Here is a 19,690-nt window from a genome sequence, read left to right as displayed (position 1 = left end):
GTAACCCTGATCTTATGTTCCATTAAGGTCAGGCGCCACGTCGGATCTCAGCGCTGCGCGACGTCCGTCGGGCGAACCGGCGCGGGCAGCGCCGTCTCGCCCATCAGGAAACGGTCCACCGATGCGGCCGCGGCACGGCCCTCCGCGATCGCCCACACGATCAGCGACTGACCGCGGCCCATGTCACCGGCGACGAACACGCCGTCGACGTTGGTGGCGTAGGTGCCGTCACGATCGACGTTGCCGCGGTCGGTGAAGTCCACCCCGAGGTCCGAACACAGCCCGGCCTTCTGCGCACCGGTGAACCCCATCGCCAGCAGGACCAGGTCCGCCGGGTACTCGAAGTCCGTACCGGGAACGGGCTCGAAGCGCCCGTCCACCATCCTCACCTCGGAGCCCTTGAGTGCGGTCACATGTCCGTTCTCACCGACGAACTCCGCGGTGGACACTCCGTAGACGCGCTCACCGTTCTCCTCGTGCGCCGAGGCCGTGCGGAACATCAGCGGGTACACCGGCCACGGCGTCGAGGCCGCGCGGGTGGCCGGCGGGCGGGGCATGATCTCGAAGCTCTTGACCGACTTGGCGCCCTGACGGGTCGCCGTACCGAGGCAGTCCGCTCCGGTGTCGCCGCCACCGATGATGATGACGTGCTTGTCACGCGCGTGAATCGCGGGCAGCCCGTCGGCATCCACCACCGGGTCGCCGACCGCTGCCTTGTTGGCCAGGGGCAGGTAGTCCATGGCCTGATGGATGCCGTCCAGCTCCCGGCCCGGCACGGGCAGATCCCGCCTCATGGTGGCGCCACCGCTCAGCACCACCGCGTCGAACTGCTCGCGCAGCTGCGACGCCGTGATGTCCTTGCCGACGTTGACACCGGGACGGAAGACCGTTCCCTCCGCCTCCATCTGTGCCAGGCGGCGGTCGAGGATCGCCTTCTCCATCTTGAACTCGGGGATCCCGTATCGCATGAGCCCACCGATGCGGTCGTCCCGCTCGAACACCGTGACCGAGTGACCGGCGCGCGTGAGCTGCTGAGCGGCCGCCAGGCCCGCCGGTCCCGAACCCACGACCGCGACGGTCTGGCCCGTGCGGAATGACGGGATGACCGGCTCCATGCCGCCGTCGGCCCACGCCGCCTCGGCGATCTCGACCTCGATCTGCTTGATCGTCACCGGCGGCTGGTTGATGCCCAGGACGCACGAGCCCTCACAGGGTGCGGGGCAGAGACGGCCGGTGAACTCCGGGAAGTTGTTGGTCGCGTGCAACCGGTCGACCGCGGCGTCCCACTTCCCGCGGTGCACGAGGTCGTTCCACTCCGGGATGATGTTGCCCAGCGGACACCCCTGGTGACAGAACGGGATACCGCAGCTCATGCAGCGGCTGGCCTGGGTCTTCAGGTCGTCTTCCGGGAGGGTCGTCGACTCGTAGACTTCCTTCCAGTCCATGATTCGCAGATCGACGGGGCGGCGCTCGGGCAGCTCCCGCTCGGTGTGCTTGAGAAAGCCCTTCGGGTCAGCCATTTGCGGCCTCCATGATCGCCTCGTCCACGTTGCGTCCGTCCTTCTCCGCCTGCTCGATGGCCAGCAGCACACGCTTGTAGTCGCGCGGCATGACCTTGGCGAAATGGTTCACGTTCTGGGCCCAGCCGCCGAGGATCTCCCGGCCCCGGGCCGAATCGGTCTCCTCCACGTGGCGCTCCACGATGCCGTGGAGGAACTCCACGTCCTCGCTCGTCAGCTCATCGGTGTCGACGAGTTCGACGTTGAGGTTCTCCGGCAGGACGCCCTGCGGGTCGTAGAAGTACGCGACGCCTCCGGACATACCTGCCGCGACGTTCCGGCCCGTCTCCCCCAGTACGACGACGCGTCCGCCCGTCATGTACTCGCAGGCGTGGTCGCCCACGCCCTCCACGACCGCGGTGACGCCCGAGTTGCGCACGCAGAAGCGCTCACCCACGATGCCGCGGAGGAAGACCTCGCCGGCGGTGGCTCCGTAGCAGATCACGTTGCCGGCGATGATGTTGTTCTCGGCCACGAAGTCGGGCGCGGCGTCCTCTGCGGGTCGAACCACGATGCGGCCCCCCGACAGGCCCTTGCCCACGTAGTCGTTGGCGTCACCGAACACGCGCACCGTCACACCCGAGGCGAGGAACGCCCCGAGAGAGTTGCCGGCGGATCCGGTGAAGCTCAGGTCGATCGACCCGTCCGGGAGGCCGGCACCACCATGGGCCTTGGAGATCTCGTGGCTGAGCATGGTGCCCACCGAGCGGTTGACGTTGCTGATCGGGTAACTGCCCGTGTACGACCCCGACGAGGCGTCGTCGATCACACTGCGGCAGTCCTCGATGAGCCTGCGGTCCACGACACCCTCGAGCTTGTGGTCCTGCGACTTGGTGTTCCGCAGGTCCTGGTGCATGAACGGGGACTCCGCCTGGGCGAAGATCGGTTCCAGGTCGAGCTTGGCGACGCGCTTGTTATGGGCGAACGCCCGCGACTTGTCGAGGCACTCGGAGTGGCCGATCGCCTCGTCGAGGGTGCGGAATCCGAGCTCGGCGAGGTACTCGCGCACCTCCTCGGCGATGAACTCCATGAAGTTCACCACGTACTCGGCCTTGCCGTTGAACCGCTCGCGCAGGACCGGGTTCTGGGTGGCCACGCCGACGGGGCAGGTGTCGAGGTGGCACACGCGCATCATCACGCACCCGGCCACGACGAGCGGAGCCGTCGCGAAGCCGAACTCCTCGCCGCCGAGCAGTGCGGCGACGATGACGTCGCGCCCCGTCTTGAGCTGCCCGTCGACCTGCACGACGATCCGGTCGCGCAACCCGTTGACCAGCAGGGTCTGCTGGGTCTCGGCGAGCCCCAGTTCCCAGGGTCCGCCCGCGTGCTTCAGCGAGGTCAGCGGCGAGGCGCCGGTACCGCCGTCGTGCCCGGAGATGAGCACGACGTCGGCGTGGGTCTTGGACACGCCGGTCGCGACGGTGCCCACGCCCTGCTCGGCCACGAGCTTGACGTGGATCCGGGCCTCGGGATTGGCGTTCTTCAGGTCATAGATGAGCTGCGCCAGGTCCTCGATCGAGTAGATGTCGTGGTGCGGCGGCGGCGAGATCAGCCCGACGCCCGGGGTCGATCCGCGGACCTCGGCGACCCACGGGTAGACCTTGCCCGGCGGGAGCTGACCGCCCTCGCCCGGCTTGGCGCCCTGGGCCATCTTGATCTGGATGTCGGTGCAGTTGGCCAGGTAGTTGCTGGTCACACCGAACCGGCCGGAGGCCACCTGCTTGATGGCCGAGCGGCGCCAGTCCCCGTTGGGGTCGGGGCTGAAGCGGTCGATCGACTCCCCGCCCTCGCCCGAGTTGGACCGGGCGTGGAGACGGTTCATGGCGATCGCCAGCGTCTCGTGGGCCTCTGCCGAGATGGAGCCGTAGCTCATCGCGCCCGTGGAGAAACGCTTGACGATCTCCGAGACCGGTTCGACCTCCTCGATCGGCACCGGGGGACGGGTCCCCTTCAGATCGAACAGGCCGCGGAGGGTCGCCAGGCGCTCCGACTGGTCGTCGACGAGCTTGGTGTACTCCTTGAAGATCTCGTAGCGACCGGAGCGCGTGGAGTGCTGGAGCTTGAACACCGTGTCCGGGTTGAACAGGTGATACTCGCCCTCGCGGCGCCACTGGTACTCGCCGCCGATCTCGAGCTCGCGGTGCGCGGCCTCCTCCGGCCGCGGCAGGAACGCGAAGCGGTGGCGGCGCGCCACGTCCTCTGCGATCTCGTCTAGGCCGATGCCGTCGATGGGGCTCACCGAGCCCGTGAAGTACTCGTCGCACATCTCCTGCGAGAGTCCCGTGATGTCGAAGAGCTGCGCGCCGGTGTAGGACGCGAGCGTCGAGATGCCCATCTTGGACATCACCTTGAGCACGCCCTTGGCAGCGGCCTTGCGGTAGTTGGCGCAGGCCGCGGGAGTGTCCACACCGGTGATGTGCCCGGCCTTGACGAGCTCGTCGATGGACTCGAACGCCATGTAGGGGTTGATCGCCTCGGCACCATAGCCGAACAGGACCGCCATGTGGTGGACCTCGCGGGCGTCACCGGACTCCACGACGAGGCTCACCCGGGTGCGGGTCTTCTCCCGGACGAGGTGATGGTGCACGGCCGAGGTGAGCAGCAGCGACGGGATGGGTGCGTTGCGCTCATCCGACTCCCGATCCGACAGGACGATGATCGTGGCGCCGTCCTCGATGGCGTGGGAGACCTCCCGGCGGATCCTCTCCAGGGCGATCCTGAGACCACGCCCGCCGTGGGCGACGTTGTACAGGCCGCGCACGACCACCGAACGCAGGCCCGGGCGCGTCTCGCCGGCCGCCATCAGGGTCGACAGCTCGTCGTTCCCGAGGATCGGGTTGTCGAGCCGGATCTGACGGCACGACTCCGGGCCCGGGTTGATGAGATCGCCCTCGGGGCCGAGTGTCACGCCGTAGCTGGTGACGAGCTCCTCGCGGATCGCGTCGAGCGGCGGGTTGGTGACCTGGGCGAAACGCTGGGCGAAGTAGTCGAACAGCATCCGCGCGCGCTCGGACAGCACGGGGAGCGGAGTGTCGGTGCCCATCGACCCGATCGCCTCGGCGCCGGCCGCTGCCATCGGGGCGACGAGGATCCGGAGCTCCTCCTCCGTGAACCCGAAGACCCGCTGACGCAGGACGACGCGCTCGTGGGGCATGTACGGATGCTCGACCTGGGGCAGATCCTCGAGTCGGACCATTCCCTCGTCGAGCCACTGCTGGTACGGGTGCTCGGCGGCCAACCCGGTCTTGATCTCCTCGTCGTCGATGATCCGCCCCTGGGCGGTGTCGACCAGGAACATCCGCCCTGGGCGGAGGCGGGTCTTGGTGACCACCTTGTCCTGGGGGATGTCGAGGACGCCGACCTCGGAGGCCATGACGACGAGCCCGTCGTCGGTGACCCAGATCCGGGAGGGCCGCAGACCGTTGCGGTCGAGCACTGCGCCGATCACGGTGCCGTCGGTGAACGTGATGGAAGCCGGTCCGTCCCACGCCTCCATGAGGGAGGAGTGGTACTCGTAGAACGCCCGCTTGGCGGGGTCCATCGTCTCGTGGCGTTCCCACGCCTCCGGGACCATCATGAGCACGGCATGCGGCAGGGTGCGTCCGGCCAGGGTCAGCAACTCGAGCGCCTCGTCGAAGCGCGCGGTGTCGGAGCCGCCCGGGGTACAGATGGGCAGGGCCGCCGACAGGTCCTCGATGTGCTCGCTGGTCATCAGTGACTCGCGGGCCCGCATCCAGTTCTCGTTGCCCCGGGCGGTGTTGATCTCACCGTTGTGGGCGACGTAGCGGAACGGGTGCGCCAGCGGCCACGCGGGGAACGTGTTGGTGGAGAAGCGCGAGTGGACGATGCCCAGGGCGGATTCCACGCGCTCGTCCTGGAGGTCCAGGTAGAACTCCGGGAGCTGCTTCTCGGTGAGCATGCCCTTGTAGACGAAGGTGCGCGGGCTCAGGGACGGGAAGTACACGGTCTCGGAACCGAGGTCCCCCTTGCCCGGCCCCTTGGAGCCCAGCTCGTGCTCGCAGCGCTTGCGCACGACGAAGCACTTGCGCTCCAGTTCCAACCCCGTGAGCAGCGTCCCGCCGGGGCCGGCGGCCTTGACGAAGATCTGACGGATGCTGGGCTGCGCGTCGCGGGAGATCGCGCCGACCGTGGAATCGTCGACCGGGACCTCACGCCACCCGACGACGGTCACGCCCTGCTCTGCGGCGATCCGCTCGACCATCCGCATGGCGTCCATCGCGAGCATGCGGGACTGGGGGAGAAAACAAAGGCCGGTGGCATATGCACCGGCCTCAGGCAGCTCTACGTTCTGCTCCTCACGCATTACCTCGCGGAGGAACAAATCCGGTACCTGGATCAACAAGCCCGTGCCGTCGCCCGTGTTGGCCTCGGCGCCCACGGCGCCACGGTGCTCGAGGTTGACCAGGGCGGCGATCGCCTTCTCGACGATGTCCCGGGACTGACGTCCGTACATGTCCACGACGAACGCGACACCACACGAGTCGTGTTCGTATTCAGGGCGGTACAGGCTCTTGGGGCCGGGAGTCGTCATCATGTGTTCGCCTTCGCTTGTCGACGGGCGGACTCCGTGGTGTCTGGAGCACCCGTACTCAGAGGACCGAAGTGCTCTGGCTGGGAAATAATATGGGCAAGAGGGGCACAGCACACAAATTGGGAAAGTCAAACTGTTGCGCCTGACATGGGAAGCTGGTTCCACCTTGTGAGATTTCTCTCAGGGACCCCGCTCCACCTGCGCGCGAGATGACGGAAGGCCCGCCCCGGGAGAACACTCCCCGGGCGGGCCTTCCACTGCCGTAATTCACCGAATCATCGGCAGTGGGGGCAGGGTGACACCGTTCGGCAACACCAGCTCGTAGTCGCCCAGCGAACCGGCCGTCACGACGACTGCGTTGACACCTCCGCCGGCCCCTGCGCCACCGACCATGCCCGGCTCGGCTCCGCGCCCGTTGGGAGCCGAGGGCCCGGGCGCGATAGGCGGGGCGACGGCGACCGCGGGCGCGGCGGCGACCGGAGCCGGCAGCCCCGGCAACGGTGGGAGTGCGACGCCCATGTTCGCACCCACCTGCAGGATCATCGGCGCTGCAGCCACGGAGCCGCCTATGAGCGCGACGGGCACCAGGAGAGGCAGCGACCCGGCGGCCGAGCCCACGGAGCCGAGCGGGGCCAACGATGCCGTCAGGGGGGCGAGGGAACCCTGCGCCGAACCCTCGTCGAGTGAACCCGGCTCGAGGGAGCCCTGCGGGAGCGATCCCGTGTCGAGGGACCCCTCATCGGACCCCATGCCCTCCGACCCGGCAGCCGAACCGACCGACAACGGCGCGAGCGAACCCGCATCCAACGACCCCTCCGACGACCCCTCGTCAGACCCCAGATCATCAGACCCCGACGACAACTGATCAAGCGACCCCGGCTCCAACGACCCCTCACCGGACCCCATGCCCTCGGACCCCGCAGCCGAACCGACCGACAACGGCGCGAGCGAACCCGCATCCAGCGACCCCTCCGACGAACCCTCGTCAGACCCCAGATCATCAGACCCCGACGACAACTGATCAAGCGACCCCGGCTGCAACGAACCCTCACCGGACCCCATGTCCGCTGACCCGGTAGCCGAACCCGTCATCAACGGCTGCAGCGACCCCCCGTCGAGGGAGCCCTGCCCCGGCTCGCTACCGGACCCGTCATCAGAACCGGCATCGGAACCCGACGACAACTGGTCGAGAGACCCCGGCTCCGCCGAGCCGCCGCCCGACGACGCGATGGAGAGCATCAGCAGCAGACTCGCGAGCGACCCGGACTCAGCCGAGCCCGGTTCCACCGAGTCCGGGTCCAACGAGCCCGGGTCCAGCGAACCGTCCGCACCGAGCGAGTCCGGATCCAGCGAACCGTCCGCACCGAGCGAGCCCGGGTCCAGCGAACCGTCCGCACCGAGCGAGTCCGGATCCACCGAACCCGGGTCCAGCGACCCTCCGTCCTCGCTGGCGCCGGTCAGGGATCCGGTCGCCTCGTCCAGCGATCCGGTGGGGAGCGATCCGTCCGGCCCGAGGGAACCGGGCCCGAGGGACCCCTCCCCGTCGGAGCCGACGTCCTCGAGCGACCCCAACAGTTCGGGGACTCCCCCGAGGGACCCGCTGCCGTCCGAGCCGAGGGCGAGATCGAGATTCAACGCCAGTTCTGCCGCGAGCCCCGCCGATCCCGTCTGGGCGTGGGATATGCCGGCGGCTCCGGACACGGTCAGGGCGGCGATGCCACCGACCGCGGCCATTCGTCGGATGAGTGGATGGTGATGTGCCATGGCCGGTCTCGATTCTGATCGTGGCCCCCTGTTTGGGACCAGCTCCTGAGTCCTGCGGTGCGACGACCCACGGCCTCTGCGGGTTGTTCGGCGCTATCAGAATACTGTTACCTAGATCACAGTTCCACCGCTACTTAGCCATCCACATCAGTTCCTTCCGGCCAGGCCCGTAAATCCGGCCCGGCCGGGTGTCGCGACACCTCGTCGTCGTCATCGTGCGGCCTCCCGACCCCCTAGGCTTTCCGGCGTGACCCGCGCCCCCGTCCCGCCGCTCCGCCGCATGGCGGACGGCACGGTCAAACAGACCAATCCCTTCACCGGCACCGAGGTGTGGACCGTCCCCGGACGCGCCCACCGGCCGATCGAGCACTCCCCCGGCCGGGTCACCGCTGTGGACCCGGTCGTCCCCGAGGCCCGGTGCCCGTTCTGCGTGACCCGCATGCTCGAGACCACCCCGGAGAAGGCACGCGTGGTCCGCGACGGCGACACCTGGCGGGTGCTCGAGGAGGTGCCGGCCGCCGACCTCGACGCCACGACCCCGGAGTTCCGCCTGTTCGGCAACCTCTTCGAGATCGTCTCGCTGGACTACTGGAGAGCCGTGCACGGCTACCGACTCCCCGGCCGCGCGGCCGCCCACCAGGCCGCCTATCTCTCCACCCCGGCCGGCGTCGCCCACGTCCGCGCGCTGGTCCGCGCCCGCATCGCCGCCGCACAGGGCGACCCGGCCGCCGTCGACGCCATGGACCCGGCCGCTCTCGCCGCCCATTCGGAGAGCTTCTTCGGTGGCTGCCACGACGTGGTGGTCGCGCGTCGGCATCTCACCGACGGCGCGACCACCAGCGACCGCCACGCCTCCTCCGGCGACCTCACCCCCGCCGAGCACGAGCAGTTCACCGCCTTCACCATCCGCGCCATGCGGTCCCTGTACCGCGACAATCCCCACGCGCGGTACGTGTCGGTCTTCCAGAACTGGCTCGCGCCGGCCGGAGCCTCGTTCGACCACCTGCACAAGCAACTGGTGGCGATTGACGAGATCCCGGCCAAGACCGCCCGCGAAGCCGCGGCCCTGGAGGGCGACCCCGACATGTACAACAGGCTCGGCGTGGACCACGCGGCGGCCGAGCAGCTGGTGGTGGCGGCCAATGAGCACGCCGTCGCGGTGGTGGGCGTCGGGCACCGGTACCCGGCCCTGGTGGTCTACTCCCGGTCGGCGGCGAGCTCGCCCTGGGAGCACTCGGCGGCCGAGCTGCGTGGCGTCTCGGATCTGCTGCACGCGTGCCACGCGGCGACGGGTCGGCTGGTCCCGTGCAACGAGGAGTGGCACACCCGTCCGCCCGGAGTGGGCGACGTGGCCATGCCGTGGCGGATCGTGCTCAAGTGGCGCATCTCGACCCCGGCCGGCTTCGAGGGGGCGACGGGGATCTTCGTCAACACCGTCGACCCGTGGACCCTGCGCGACAGGGTGGTACCGCGCCTCGTGGAGCTGCGGGCGGCGGGCCGGATCGCCGGGATGGCGGTGGGCGCCGAGTGTGGTGACGTGCGGGGGTCACTGCGGTACGGGCGGTGACGGCGAGGGGAACGACGACGAGGTGATCGTCCGGCCCGACCGGCGGACGGGCTGGTCAGCGGCCGCGGACGCCGAGGCTGCGGGGCCGGTCGGAGACGGACGTGATGGCACGCACGGAGCGGATGGCCCGTAGGGGCGCGGCGGTGGCCTCGCGGATGCCCGGGACCGACGCCGGGATCACCACCGGGGACGCCAGTGCCGGGTCGAGCAGCATCGCGGTGGGCGTCTCCTCCGAGCCACCGTTGATCCCGCAGCACAGCCTGTAGGCGTCCTCGTCCCGCCAGATGTTGACCCAGTGGACCTCGAGTCCCTCCCGGGCGGCCCGGCGGCGCAGTGCCGACGAGTACGGGCATCCCGGCCGCCAGAGCACCACCACGGCGCGGCCCGCGGCGGCGACCGACCGGACGGCCTGGAGCGGCTCGTGACCGGAGGCGCGCAGCGGGGAGTTCCACAGGGCGAGCAACAGTGACCCGACCAGGACCGCCGCGGCCAGCGGTGCGCCGTGACCGAACCCGATCAGCGCCCACGCCGTCGCACACCCGAGCGCCAGGACGGCGGCGGGGCCGAACCAGTGGCCGGGGACGAGCTCCCGCCCGGCCCGTGCGAAGGGGTGGGTCACGCGGATGACCATACGCCTCGCCGTTCGCGGCGTGGGGTCTGCTTCGCCACATCTGTGATCTGACAACGACTCTGGTTGCCCCGGGCGGTCGCGCGGTAGCGTCTGTCACATGACGGATTCGCCTCCGCCCGGCGCGGCCCCCTCCCCGGGCACCCGCAAGGTGCGGGACCTCACCGGACCGGGGATCACCACGGCGTTCGGCATGGAGGGGACGGACCTGGGAATCCTCGCCCGCACCCCGTCCGGCCGCCTGCTCGCGGTGTTCGGCGACACCTTCGCGGGCGCCGGGATGGGCGCCCCCCATGTGGGGAGGCCGCACCCGGGCATCGCGCAGTGCGCCCCCACCACCGAGGAGCGGCCCGGGCCCGGGAACCCGGACTGGCGCTCCCCCGTCGGGTTGTACTCCGATGCCACCGAGCCGTCCGGGGGACTCAGGTGGTCGGAGGCCGCCGGGCCGGGCCCCCGGGACTACGCCGCCCAGTTGATCGACTACGTCCACGGCCGCGGCTGCTCGACGGTGCTGCCGAGTGACGTACTGACCGTCGGCGACACGATGTACCTGCACGTCATGGTCAACGAGGGCCTGGGCACCGTCACCCGCACCCGGATCCACCGCTCGACCGACGACGGCCGGACCTGGGAGCCCACCGGGGCCGAGTTCTCGCCCCGCCTGGAGGGCGGTCATCGTCAGCTGTGGACGTGGGAACTCGGCGGCGACGGGTTCGTCTACGTCCTGTCCACCGGGTTCCAGCGGGACAAGGGTGTCATCCTCATGCGGGTCCGCGAGGAACACCTCGCCGACCCCGACCTCCGCCGCTGGCAGACCTGGGGCTTCCGCAAGGGCGCCTGGGGGTGGGGCAACCCCACCACCATCGTGCTGCCCGGCCGGATCGGCGAGATGTACCTGCGCCGGTGTGAGGACTTCTGGACCCTGACCTACTTCAATGCCGAGCACTACCGCATCGACTGCCTGACGTTCCCCCACATCGAAGCCGACCTGACGGACCGGTCGGTCACCGCGCACACCACGCTGTTGCCCGGGAGCGCGTGGGGCGACGAGTCCGACGGCACCGATCCGGATTCCGGGCCCGCCCGCGTCGCCCAGCTCTACTGCGGCTGCCCGGTGCCGGGGTCCACACCGGAGGAGTGGCACTTCGTGGTGAGCCAGTGGAACACCCACGACTCGGCCGCCGGTCGGGCCGGGTGGCCGTACCGGTCCATGCAGTTCGTCGGCTCGATCCCCCGCCCTCCGGGCGTCCGAGCCCGCGCAACCGCTACCGATGCCCCGGCCGGGGACATCTAGGCCCAGGGCAGCGGCCCCAACTCGCGCTCGGCCCACCGACGCACCGCGGCGCGGTCGCGCACGTCGAGCCCGGCGGTGTCGACCTCGATCGCGTCGGGCCACGGCGCCGCGGCCGCGAGCTGGGCGTCCAGCACCTCCACCGTCGCCTCGGACGGGTCGGTGCCCGCGCTCGCCCGCCCGGTGATCCGCCGCACCAGCTCGTCCCGGGGCGCGGCGCACGCGATCTCCACCAGCTCGGCGTGCGCGTCCGCGGCCGCGGTCTCGGCCTCCGCGCGTCTCCGCGGCTCGAGCCAGGTGGCGTCCAGCACCACGCTGCGCCCCTGCGCGAGCACCCCGGCCGCGCGGGCGAGCATCTCCGCGTAGACCGCCTCGACCGCCTCGTCCGAATACCTGTCACGGGCGGCCGCGGCGGGGCCGGGTGCGGTCGCCCCGGCAGCGGCGACCTCACGCCGGACCACGTCGGAGCGCAGCAGCTCCGCCGAGAGCGCCTCGGCCAGCGGCGCCGCCAACGTCGACTTCCCCGACCCGGACACCCCGCCCACCAGCACCAGGCGCACGCGTCCGCGCAGGAGCGCGTCGACCGCCCGGTCCGCCAACAGCAGTGCCCGCCGGGCCTCGGCGCCGGCGGCACCGTCAGTGGTCTGCCCGGCCCGGATGGAGGTGACCTTGGACCGGACCAGGGCCCGGTACGCCATGTAGTGGTGGACGAGCGAGGACGGCGCGTCGTCGCCGGAGAAGTCGCGGTAGGCCTCGAGGAGGACGACGGCGAGGTCCCGCGCCCCCGAGGCGTCGAGGTCCATGGCGAGGAACCCGATGTCCAGCATCGCGTCGCCGAACCGGAGCCGATCGTCGAACTCGAGGCAGTCGATCACCCGCGGTCCGTCGTCGGTGAGGTAGACGTCGGCGGCCAGCAGGTCCCCGTGGCCGTCCACGATCCGGCCGGCCGCCACGCGCGCCTGCAGCAACGGGCCACGTCCGCGCAGGAAGTCGGACGACAGCACCTCGATGTCGTCGACGATCTCCGGGGCGTCCCCGCCGACGTCGAGGCGGCGCAGGTGGTCCAGGGACTCCGCCCACAACCGCGCCACGGCGCCGGGGGACCCCGCCGCGTCGATCTCCTCCGAGCGGGGGCTGGCCGCGTGCAGGTGGTCCACCTGCCGGGCGACCTCGCGGAGCCCGGCCACGAGGTCCGGATCGCCGCCCCCGGTCCGGCCGCCCTGCCGGGATCGCACCAGCGCGGCGAGGCTCCGGTGCGCCGGGAGCCGACGCATCCGCACCACGTGGTCGATCACCTCGCCGTCGGGTCCCCTCACCTCCAGCACGCCGGTGTACACGTCCGGGGCCAGCCGACTGTTGAGCTCGACCTCGCGTCGACTCTGCTCCGCCCGGGCCTCGACCGTGGTGTTGTCCAGGAACCCGAGATCCACCGGTTTGCGCACTTTGTGAGCCTCGTCACCCCAGAGGATGATGAGCGCGCTGTGGGTCTCGACCAGGGTCGGCGGACCGGGCGTCGCGGGAGCGGAACCTCCGGGGGCGGTCATGGACCCAGCCTAGGCAGGCACGACGCCGCCCGTGGACGCTCGGGCGGACCCGTCCCGCCCGCCTGAGAAACGTGAGTGACCGGAGTGTTACATCAAGGCGCACTCACGTTTCGGACCCCTTGCGCTCTCGGCACCCGCTTGTAGTGTCGCCGACGCACCTCGCTTCCGACCGAGGTGCCCGCGATGAGAGACATCGGGGTCAATGCAGATCGGAGACGTGCTCTATGACGAACACTCACCGGAAGACCACCAATCGCACCACCGCGAAGATCGCCGCCGTCGGCGCGTTCGGACTCGGTGCCGCCATCGCATTCCCGGGCCTCGCCGCCGCGCAGACCGAGGCCCCCACCGATCCCACCGCCAGCCTCGCCGAGATCGCGGGCGAGGACGGCAGCCTCCAGGGCGCCCTGGGGACCGACGTGAACCTCGACCTGGGCAGCCTGGCCGTCAACCTCAACCTCGACGCGGAGACCCCGAACCCGGGCTCCGTCGAGCTGGGTAGCCTCGGCGTCTCCCCGAACACCGGCAGCGCGCTGGTCGACGGCGAGTCCGGCTCCGGTTCGGCCGAGGAGGAAACCCAGACCGGTGCGGCCACCGGGTCCGCTGGTGAGGACGCCGCCGACGACGAGTCGACCTCCGGCGGTTCGCTCGACACCGGCTCGCTCACCGGCGGCAGCGATGACGCCACCGAGGGCACGGGCGACGTTGCGACCGCCGCGGCCGTCGAGGAGGCCCCCGCCACCAGCGGTTCGCTCGGCTCGGGTGACGAGACCACCGACGAGGCCCCCACCGACGAGACTCCCGCCGACGAGACCGCCACCGAGACCGGGTCGCTCAGCGGCTCGCTCGCCGGCCTGAGCTCCGGCGCCGAGGACGAGGCTCCGGCCGCGGACGTCGACCCCGACGCAGCCGCTGAGGCCACGGGCACCGGCTCGCTGGGCTGATACGCCACCCGGCGCACCGGATGCGCCTTCCCGGCCCGGGATCGTGACTCTCCCCCTCACGATCCCGGGCCGTCGTGTGTCCGCCGACACTCATGGGGGATGATGCAGGTGTGACGATCGTCGTGGCCTGCGGGGCCTTCAAGGGCTCCCTCACCGCTATCGAGGCCTGCCATCACGCGGCCGAGGGCGCGCGTCGGGCGCACCCCGACACCGATGTGCTCGAACGGCCCGTCGCCGACGGCGGGGGCGGCAGCCTCGAGGTGATGGTCGCGGGCGGCGCCCGCACCGTGCCGGTCACGGCGTCGGGGCCGACCGGCGAGCCGGTCGAGACCTCGTTCGCCGCCGTCGATCCGGACACCGCGTTCGTCGAGATGGCGGACGCCTGCGGCCTGCTACGTCTGCCCGGCGGACACGCCCGCCCCCTCGAGGCGTCCAGCCGCGGCGTCGGCGAGGTCATGCTGGCGGCATTGCGATCCGGCCGCGGGAACATCCACCTGGGCATCGGCGGCAGCGCCTCGACCGACGGCGGCACCGGGATGCTCTCCGCCCTGGGGGCGCGCTTCCTGGACTCCTCCGGTGCGGAACTGCCCGACGGCGGCGGCGCCCTGGTGCACCTGGACCGGGTCGACCTGGACGGCCTCGACCCGGCCGTCCGCGCCGCCCGCATCCGCGTCGCCTGCGACGTGGACAACCCCCTGCTCGGCCCACTCGGTGCGGCCCGCGTCTACGGACCGCAGAAGGGCGCCACCCCGGACCAGCTGGAGGACCTCGAGGCCGGACTGGCCCGCCTGGTCGAGGTCCTGTGCGCCCAGGGGCTCGACGTCGACCCGGACGCGCCCGGTTCCGGCGCGGCCGGCGGGGTCGGCTTCATCGCCCGCGAGCTGCTCGGCGCCTCCCTCGATCCCGGGTTCGAGGTGCTCGGCACCCTCACCGGTCTGGAGGACGTCCTGTCCGCCGCCGACCTGGTGGTCACCGGGGAGGGTCGGCTCGACGACCAGACCATGCACGGCAAGACCCCGATGGGAGTGGCGGCCCTGTGTCGCTCCCACGGCGTCCCCGTCGTCGCGGTGTGCGGTCGTCTGGACCTCGAGGCCGACCGGGTCGCGGAGGCCGGGTTCGCGGCCGCTGCGGCGCTCACCGAGCGGGAACCCGACCTGGCCCGCTCCATCGCCAACGCGGGTCCGCTGCTCGAGGACGTGGCCGCCGAGGTCGTCACGCGCATCCTGCCCTGAGGCGGCCCCGGCCCTCCCGCGCGAGCGGTCAGCCGATCCGCGAGCGCAGTTCTGCCACGCCGCCCATGAGAACTCCTCCGTCCGCGGCTGGGGTGGTCTCATCGAGCTGCCCCACCCGACGGTGTGGTCCATGATGGAACCGTCCCCGCCCCCTCATGGAGGTCGACATGCGCAGATTGCTCCTCGGCGCGCCCCTGGCCGCCCTGGCCGCGGTCGCGGCCACGGACCTGCGGCAGACCCGCTACCCGATCCTGCGGACGTTCCCCGTCCTCGGACACGCCCGCATGGCGCTGACGGCCATCGGCCCCGAACTGCGGCAGTACATCGTCGCGAGCAACGACGAGGAGCGTCCCTTCACCCGCGACCAGCGTGACTGGATCCACGAGTCCGCCGAGTCGCGGGCGACCACGTTCGGGTTCGGTACGGACAACGACATCGAGTTCCTCGAGGGCTATCCGATCGTCAAGCAGCGGACCTTCTCGGACGTCGCGCTCTCCGCCCACGCGCACTCCGGGCAGCAGCTCCCGCTCCCTCCCGCCAAGGTGCTCGGCGGTGCCCGCGGCCGGGCCCGCGCGTTCCGGCCGGACTCGCTGGTCAACATCTCGGCGATGAGCTACGGGTCGCTCTCCGCCCCGGCCGTCGAGGCGCTCAACCGGGGCGCCGCCCTCGCCGGGGCCCTCCACAACACCGGGGAGGGCGGCCTGAGCCCCTACCACCAGAACGGCGCGGACCTCGTCTTCCAGATCGGCACCGCTTACTTCGGTGTCCGCGACGACGCGGGCCGGTTCGACATCGACAAGCTGATCGCCCTGACCGAGAAGCACCCGATCCGGGCGGTCGAGATCAAGCTCTCCCAGGGCGCCAAGCCAGGACTCGGCGGGCTGCTCCCCGCCGCGAAGATCACCGAGGAGGTCGCCGCGATCCGCGGGATCCCGATGGGCGAGGACTGCGCGAGCCCCTCCCGGCACACCGCGTTCGACGACGTCGACTCGATGCTCGACCTCGTCGAGGAGATCGCCGACCGCACGGGGCTCCCCGTCGGCATCAAGTCGGCCGTCGGCGACATCACCTTCTGGGAGGAACTCGCCACGGCGATGATCCCGCGCGATCGCGGCGTCGACTTCATCACCATCGACGGCGGCGAGGGCGGCACCGGTGCCGGGCCGTTGGTGTTCACCGACGCGGTGTCGCTCCCCTTCCGCCTCGGCTTCCCCCGCGTCTACTCCGTGTTCGCCGAGGCGGGCCTGACGGACGACGTGATGTTCATCGGCGCCGGCAAGCTCGGCATCCCGGAGAACGCGGTGGTCGCGCTCGCGCTGGGGGTGGACATGATCAACGTGGCCCGGGAGGCCATGCTCTCGGTGGGGTGCATCCAGGCGCAGAAGTGCCACACGGGCGGCTGCCCCACGGGGGTCGCTACCCAGAACCCATGGCTGGTGCGCGGGGTGGAGCCCACGGCGATGGCCGAGCGCTGCTCCAACTACATCCGGTCGCTGCGCCGCGAACTCGTCAAGGTGGCCGGCGCGGTCGGCGTCCCGCATCCCGGCCTGATCGGACCGACCGACGTCGAACTGGCCCGCGGCACCCGGGACTCGCACACCCTCGCCGAGATCTACGGTTACGGCGAGAAGTGGGGACTTCCCGGTCCGGACGACGCGCGGGCCGTCACCGACATCATGGTCGCCGCCGGCGTCGCCGAGCACACCGCGGCGATCACCCCACCGGGCATCGAGCCACGCGACCAGTCGTGATGTCCGCGCGGGTCAGGTCTCGGCCACCCCGGCGCGCAGCATCCCCAGCTCGCGGTTGAGATTGGCGTGGGCCTGCTTCTCCCACATGTCGCGGCCCGCCCGCGTGCGGAACACGGACCTGCGCTCGAGCAGCCCCTCGAGCGCGGCGACCCGCCCGGCGACGAACCTCTCGCCGGGCACGTGCGCGAACTCGTGCCGCACGTCCGCGGCGTAGGTGTCGTAGGTCTCCGGGTCGGCGCCCAGCACGGCGAGGTCGGCGTCCGAGAGCACGGCCCCGTTGAGATCGCCGTCCTCGACCCGGTGTCCGCCCATCAGCCGGACCAGTCTCGCGACCTCCTCGACGGGCGCGGCCGGGTCGAGCCGCTTCTCGGCCAGTACCGCCGACTTCTCGTTGTTCTCCGCGCCGGCGGGATCGAACACCGCCGCGTGCAGCCAGCCGGCCAGCCGGACCGCCGTGGAATCGAAGGTCTCCCCGTCCGCCTCGAGCGCGTCCACGGCGCGGAGCACGGCACGCAGGTGAGTCTCGTTGTGGTAGCGACGCTGCGGTTCGTTCCAGCGTTCCAGCAGGTCAGCGCGAAGATCGGGCGTGAGGAACTCGACGGGGGCGTCGAGTGGGTCAGCGGAGGCCGTGCGATCCGTGTCCATGGTCGGACTCTACCGCCGAACCCCCGCCGATCCGGGCCGGATCGGGCTACTCCTCCAGTTCCGAACCGGGTATCGGCGGGAACTCCTCGAGCGCGGCGAGCTCGCCGGGATCGAACGTGCGGGCCCTGGACAGGAACCGCTTGCCGGTCGGGTTCTCGAGACTGAACCCCGAGCCCCGGCCCGGGATCGCGTCCAGGACCATCTGCGTGTGTTTCCAGGTCTCGAACTGGGAGCCCGAGATCCACACGCGCACCCGGGGCGCCGCCGACTCCGATCGGCCGCTGACCTCGTCGTCGTCGTCCCCTGATCCCACCGGCGCCGGGCCCAGGTCCAACTCCCCCACCAACACGTCACGCTGGCCCACGCGGAACTCACCGTCGGGGTAACACATGGGTGCCGATCCGTCGCAGCACCCGCCGGACTGGTGGAACATCACCGGGCCGTGTCGGCCGATGAGCTCGCGGAGCAGTTCGACGGCCGGCCCGGTCGCCACGACCCGCGGAGGGAGGTCGGCGGGCGCACCCTCCGGCGGGAGCGCACGCGCGACGATGCGCACGCTCCCGCCCGAGGGCAACCCGCACACGTTGTCCATCAGAAGAAGCCCTGCGGCTTGCCCGAGTAGCTCACGAGCAGGCACTTGGTCTGCTGGTAGTGGTCGAGCATCATCAGGTGGTTCTCGCGGCCGATGCCGGACTGCTTGTAGCCGCCGAACGCCGCGTGGGCCGGGTACTGGTGGTACGTGTTGGTCCACACGCGGCCGGCCTGGATGGTGCGGCCTGCGCGGTAGGCGGTGGTGCCGTTGCGCGACCACACGCCGGCGCCCAGGCCGTAGAGCGTGTCGTTGGCGATCATCATGGCGTCGTCGAAGTCGGTGAACGAGCTCAGGCTCAGCACCGGCCCGAAGATCTCCTCCTGGAACAGGCGCATCTTGTTGTGGCCGCGGAAGACGGTCGGCTGCACGTAGTAGCCCCCGGCCAGGTCACCGTCGAGTTCCGCGCGGCCACCGCCGGTGAGCACGTCCGCGCCCTCCTGCTTGCCGATGTCGATGTAGGACAGGATCTTCTCCAGCTGGTCGGAGGAGGCCTGCGCGCCGATCATCGTGTCGGTGTCGAGCGGATTGCCCTGCGTGATGCGGTTCGTGCGCTCGATCGCGAGCTCGGTGAACTCGTCGAAGATCGACTTCTGCACGAGCGCTCGAGACGGGCAGGTGCACACCTCGCCCTGGTTGAGGCCGAACATCGCGAAGCCCTCGAGCGCGGCCGAGCGGAAGTCGTCGTCGGCGTCCATCACGTCCTCGAAGAAGATGTTGGGGCTCTTGCCGCCCAACTCGAGGGTGACGGGGATGAGGTTCTCGGAGGCGTACTGCATGATCAGCCGGCCGGTGGTGGTCTCGCCGGTGAACGCGACCTTGCGGATGCGCGGGTTGGAGGCGAGCGGCTTGCCGGCCTCGGTGCCGAAGCCGTTGACGACGTTGACCACGCCCGCCGGGATGAGGTCGGCGATGACCGACATGAGGAACAGGATCGAGGCGGGGGTCTGCTCGGCCGGCTTGAGGACGACGCAGTTGCCGGCGGCCAGGGCGGGGGCGAGCTTCCACACCGCCATGAGGATCGGGAAGTTCCACGGGATGATCTGCCCGACCACGCCGAGGGGCTCGTGGAAGTGGTAGGCCACCGTATCGTCGTCGATCTGGGAGATGCCGCCCTCCTGGGCGCGGATCGCGCCGGCGAAGTAGCGGAAGTGGTCGATCGCCAGCGGGATGTCGGCGTTCAGGGTCTCGCGGATCGCCTTACCGTTGTCCCAGGACTCGGCCAGGGCCAGCTTGTCGAGGTTCTGCTCCATCCGGTCGGCGATGCGCAGCAGCACCAAGGAGCGCTCGGCGGCGGAGGTGGCGTTCCACGACGGGGCGGCGGCCCACGCGGCGTCGAGCGCGGCCTCGATGTCCTCGGCGGTGCCGCGCCCCACCTCGCAGAACGCCTGACCGGTGATCGGGGTGACGTTCTCGAAGTACTCGCCCTTGGCGGGCGCGACCCACTCGCCGCCGATGTAGTGGTCGTAGCGGCTCTCGTAGGACATCACCGCGTCGGAGGAACCGGGCTGGGAGAAGACGGGCATCGTGAGCACCTTTCGCGTACCGGGGGACGCCGGCCCACGCGGCCGGCGACTGTGATCCGGGACACTATCGGCGCGGGGGTTGCACGCACGTTGCACGC

At 70.8% G+C, this 19,690-nt stretch carries 13 protein-coding genes; 5 read left to right on the top strand and 8 right to left on the bottom strand.

The window, feature by feature from the left end:
• Nucleotides 1–47 precede the first annotated feature (47 nt).
• From L8M95_RS11925 to L8M95_RS11915, 3 genes are all read right to left on the bottom strand, one after another.
• Nucleotides 48–1,520 carry a glutamate synthase subunit beta gene (locus tag L8M95_RS11925; protein WP_260486353.1) on the bottom strand — a complete coding sequence of 491 codons (1,473 nt, stop codon included), beginning with the start codon at nt 1,518–1,520 and terminating at the stop codon, nt 48–50.
• A complete protein-coding gene (gltB, locus tag L8M95_RS11920; protein WP_260486352.1) occupies nt 1,513–6,114 on the bottom strand; it encodes a glutamate synthase large subunit in 4,602 nt (1,533 codons plus the stop codon). The genes L8M95_RS11925 and gltB overlap by 8 nt, the downstream gene beginning before the upstream one ends.
• 264 nt (nt 6,115–6,378) lie before the next feature.
• Nucleotides 6,379–7,875 carry a hypothetical protein gene (locus L8M95_RS11915; RefSeq protein WP_260486351.1) on the bottom strand — a complete coding sequence of 499 codons (1,497 nt, stop codon included), beginning with the start codon at nt 7,873–7,875 and terminating at the stop codon, nt 6,379–6,381.
• A 280-nt stretch (nt 7,876–8,155) separates the two neighbouring features.
• On the opposite strand from L8M95_RS11915, the gene L8M95_RS11910 reads away from it, so the two are divergent.
• Nucleotides 8,156–9,442: a DUF4921 family protein gene (locus tag L8M95_RS11910; protein ID WP_260489241.1), complete on the top strand. Its 1,287-nt coding sequence runs from the start codon at nt 8,156–8,158 to the stop codon at nt 9,440–9,442.
• A 55-nt stretch (nt 9,443–9,497) separates the two neighbouring features.
• Here the strand turns inward: L8M95_RS11910 and L8M95_RS11905 are convergent, their stop codons facing one another.
• Nucleotides 9,498–10,061 carry a hypothetical protein gene (locus tag L8M95_RS11905; RefSeq protein WP_260486350.1) on the bottom strand — a complete coding sequence of 188 codons (564 nt, stop codon included), beginning with the start codon at nt 10,059–10,061 and terminating at the stop codon, nt 9,498–9,500.
• A gap of 109 nt (nt 10,062–10,170) precedes the next feature.
• Between L8M95_RS11905 and L8M95_RS11900 the strand changes: the two genes are divergently transcribed.
• Nucleotides 10,171–11,364, top strand: a complete 1,194-nt coding sequence (locus L8M95_RS11900; RefSeq protein ID WP_260486349.1) for a DUF4185 domain-containing protein — start codon at nt 10,171–10,173, stop codon at nt 11,362–11,364.
• Here the strand turns inward: L8M95_RS11900 and L8M95_RS11895 are convergent.
• Nucleotides 11,361–12,905: an AAA family ATPase gene (locus L8M95_RS11895; protein WP_260486348.1), complete on the bottom strand. Its 1,545-nt coding sequence runs from the start codon at nt 12,903–12,905 to the stop codon at nt 11,361–11,363. The two genes, L8M95_RS11900 and L8M95_RS11895, sit on opposite strands and share 4 nt — an antisense overlap.
• 224 nt (nt 12,906–13,129) lie before the next feature.
• Between L8M95_RS11895 and L8M95_RS11890 the strand changes: the two genes are divergently transcribed.
• From L8M95_RS11890 to L8M95_RS11880, 3 genes are all read left to right on the top strand, one after another.
• Nucleotides 13,130–13,849 carry a hypothetical protein gene (locus L8M95_RS11890; RefSeq protein ID WP_260486347.1) on the top strand — a complete coding sequence of 240 codons (720 nt, stop codon included), beginning with the start codon at nt 13,130–13,132 and terminating at the stop codon, nt 13,847–13,849.
• Nucleotides 13,850–13,959: 110 nt separating this feature from the next.
• A complete protein-coding gene (locus L8M95_RS11885) occupies nt 13,960–15,081 on the top strand; it encodes a glycerate kinase (RefSeq protein ID WP_260486346.1) in 1,122 nt (373 codons plus the stop codon).
• 167 nt (nt 15,082–15,248) lie between these two features.
• The gene (locus tag L8M95_RS11880; RefSeq protein WP_260486345.1) at nt 15,249–16,832 is read left to right on the top strand and encodes an FMN-binding glutamate synthase family protein; all 1,584 of its coding nucleotides are present in this window, start codon (nt 15,249–15,251) and stop codon (nt 16,830–16,832) included.
• Between the two features lie 12 nt (nt 16,833–16,844).
• Here L8M95_RS11880 and L8M95_RS11875 read toward each other — a convergent pair whose 3' ends face one another.
• Genes L8M95_RS11875 through L8M95_RS11865 form a run of 3 tightly spaced genes read right to left on the bottom strand, consistent with a single transcriptional unit; the run spans nt 16,845 to nt 19,592 of the window.
• Nucleotides 16,845–17,477, bottom strand: coding sequence for a hypothetical protein (locus tag L8M95_RS11875; RefSeq protein WP_260486344.1), 633 nt, complete (start codon nt 17,475–17,477; stop codon nt 16,845–16,847).
• Between the two features lie 46 nt (nt 17,478–17,523).
• Nucleotides 17,524–18,069 carry a DUF779 domain-containing protein gene (locus L8M95_RS11870; protein ID WP_260486343.1) on the bottom strand — a complete coding sequence of 182 codons (546 nt, stop codon included), beginning with the start codon at nt 18,067–18,069 and terminating at the stop codon, nt 17,524–17,526.
• Nucleotides 18,069–19,592, bottom strand: coding sequence for an aldehyde dehydrogenase family protein (locus tag L8M95_RS11865; protein WP_260486342.1), 1,524 nt, complete (start codon nt 19,590–19,592; stop codon nt 18,069–18,071). Before L8M95_RS11865 ends, L8M95_RS11870 begins: the two co-directional genes overlap by 1 nt.
• Nucleotides 19,593–19,690 lie beyond the last annotated feature (98 nt).

It is taken from the genome of Dietzia sp. B32, from assembly GCF_024732245.1.
Lineage (GTDB): Bacteria > Actinomycetota > Actinomycetes > Mycobacteriales > Mycobacteriaceae > Dietzia.
This window is presented reverse-complemented; position numbering and strand designations above follow the sequence as displayed.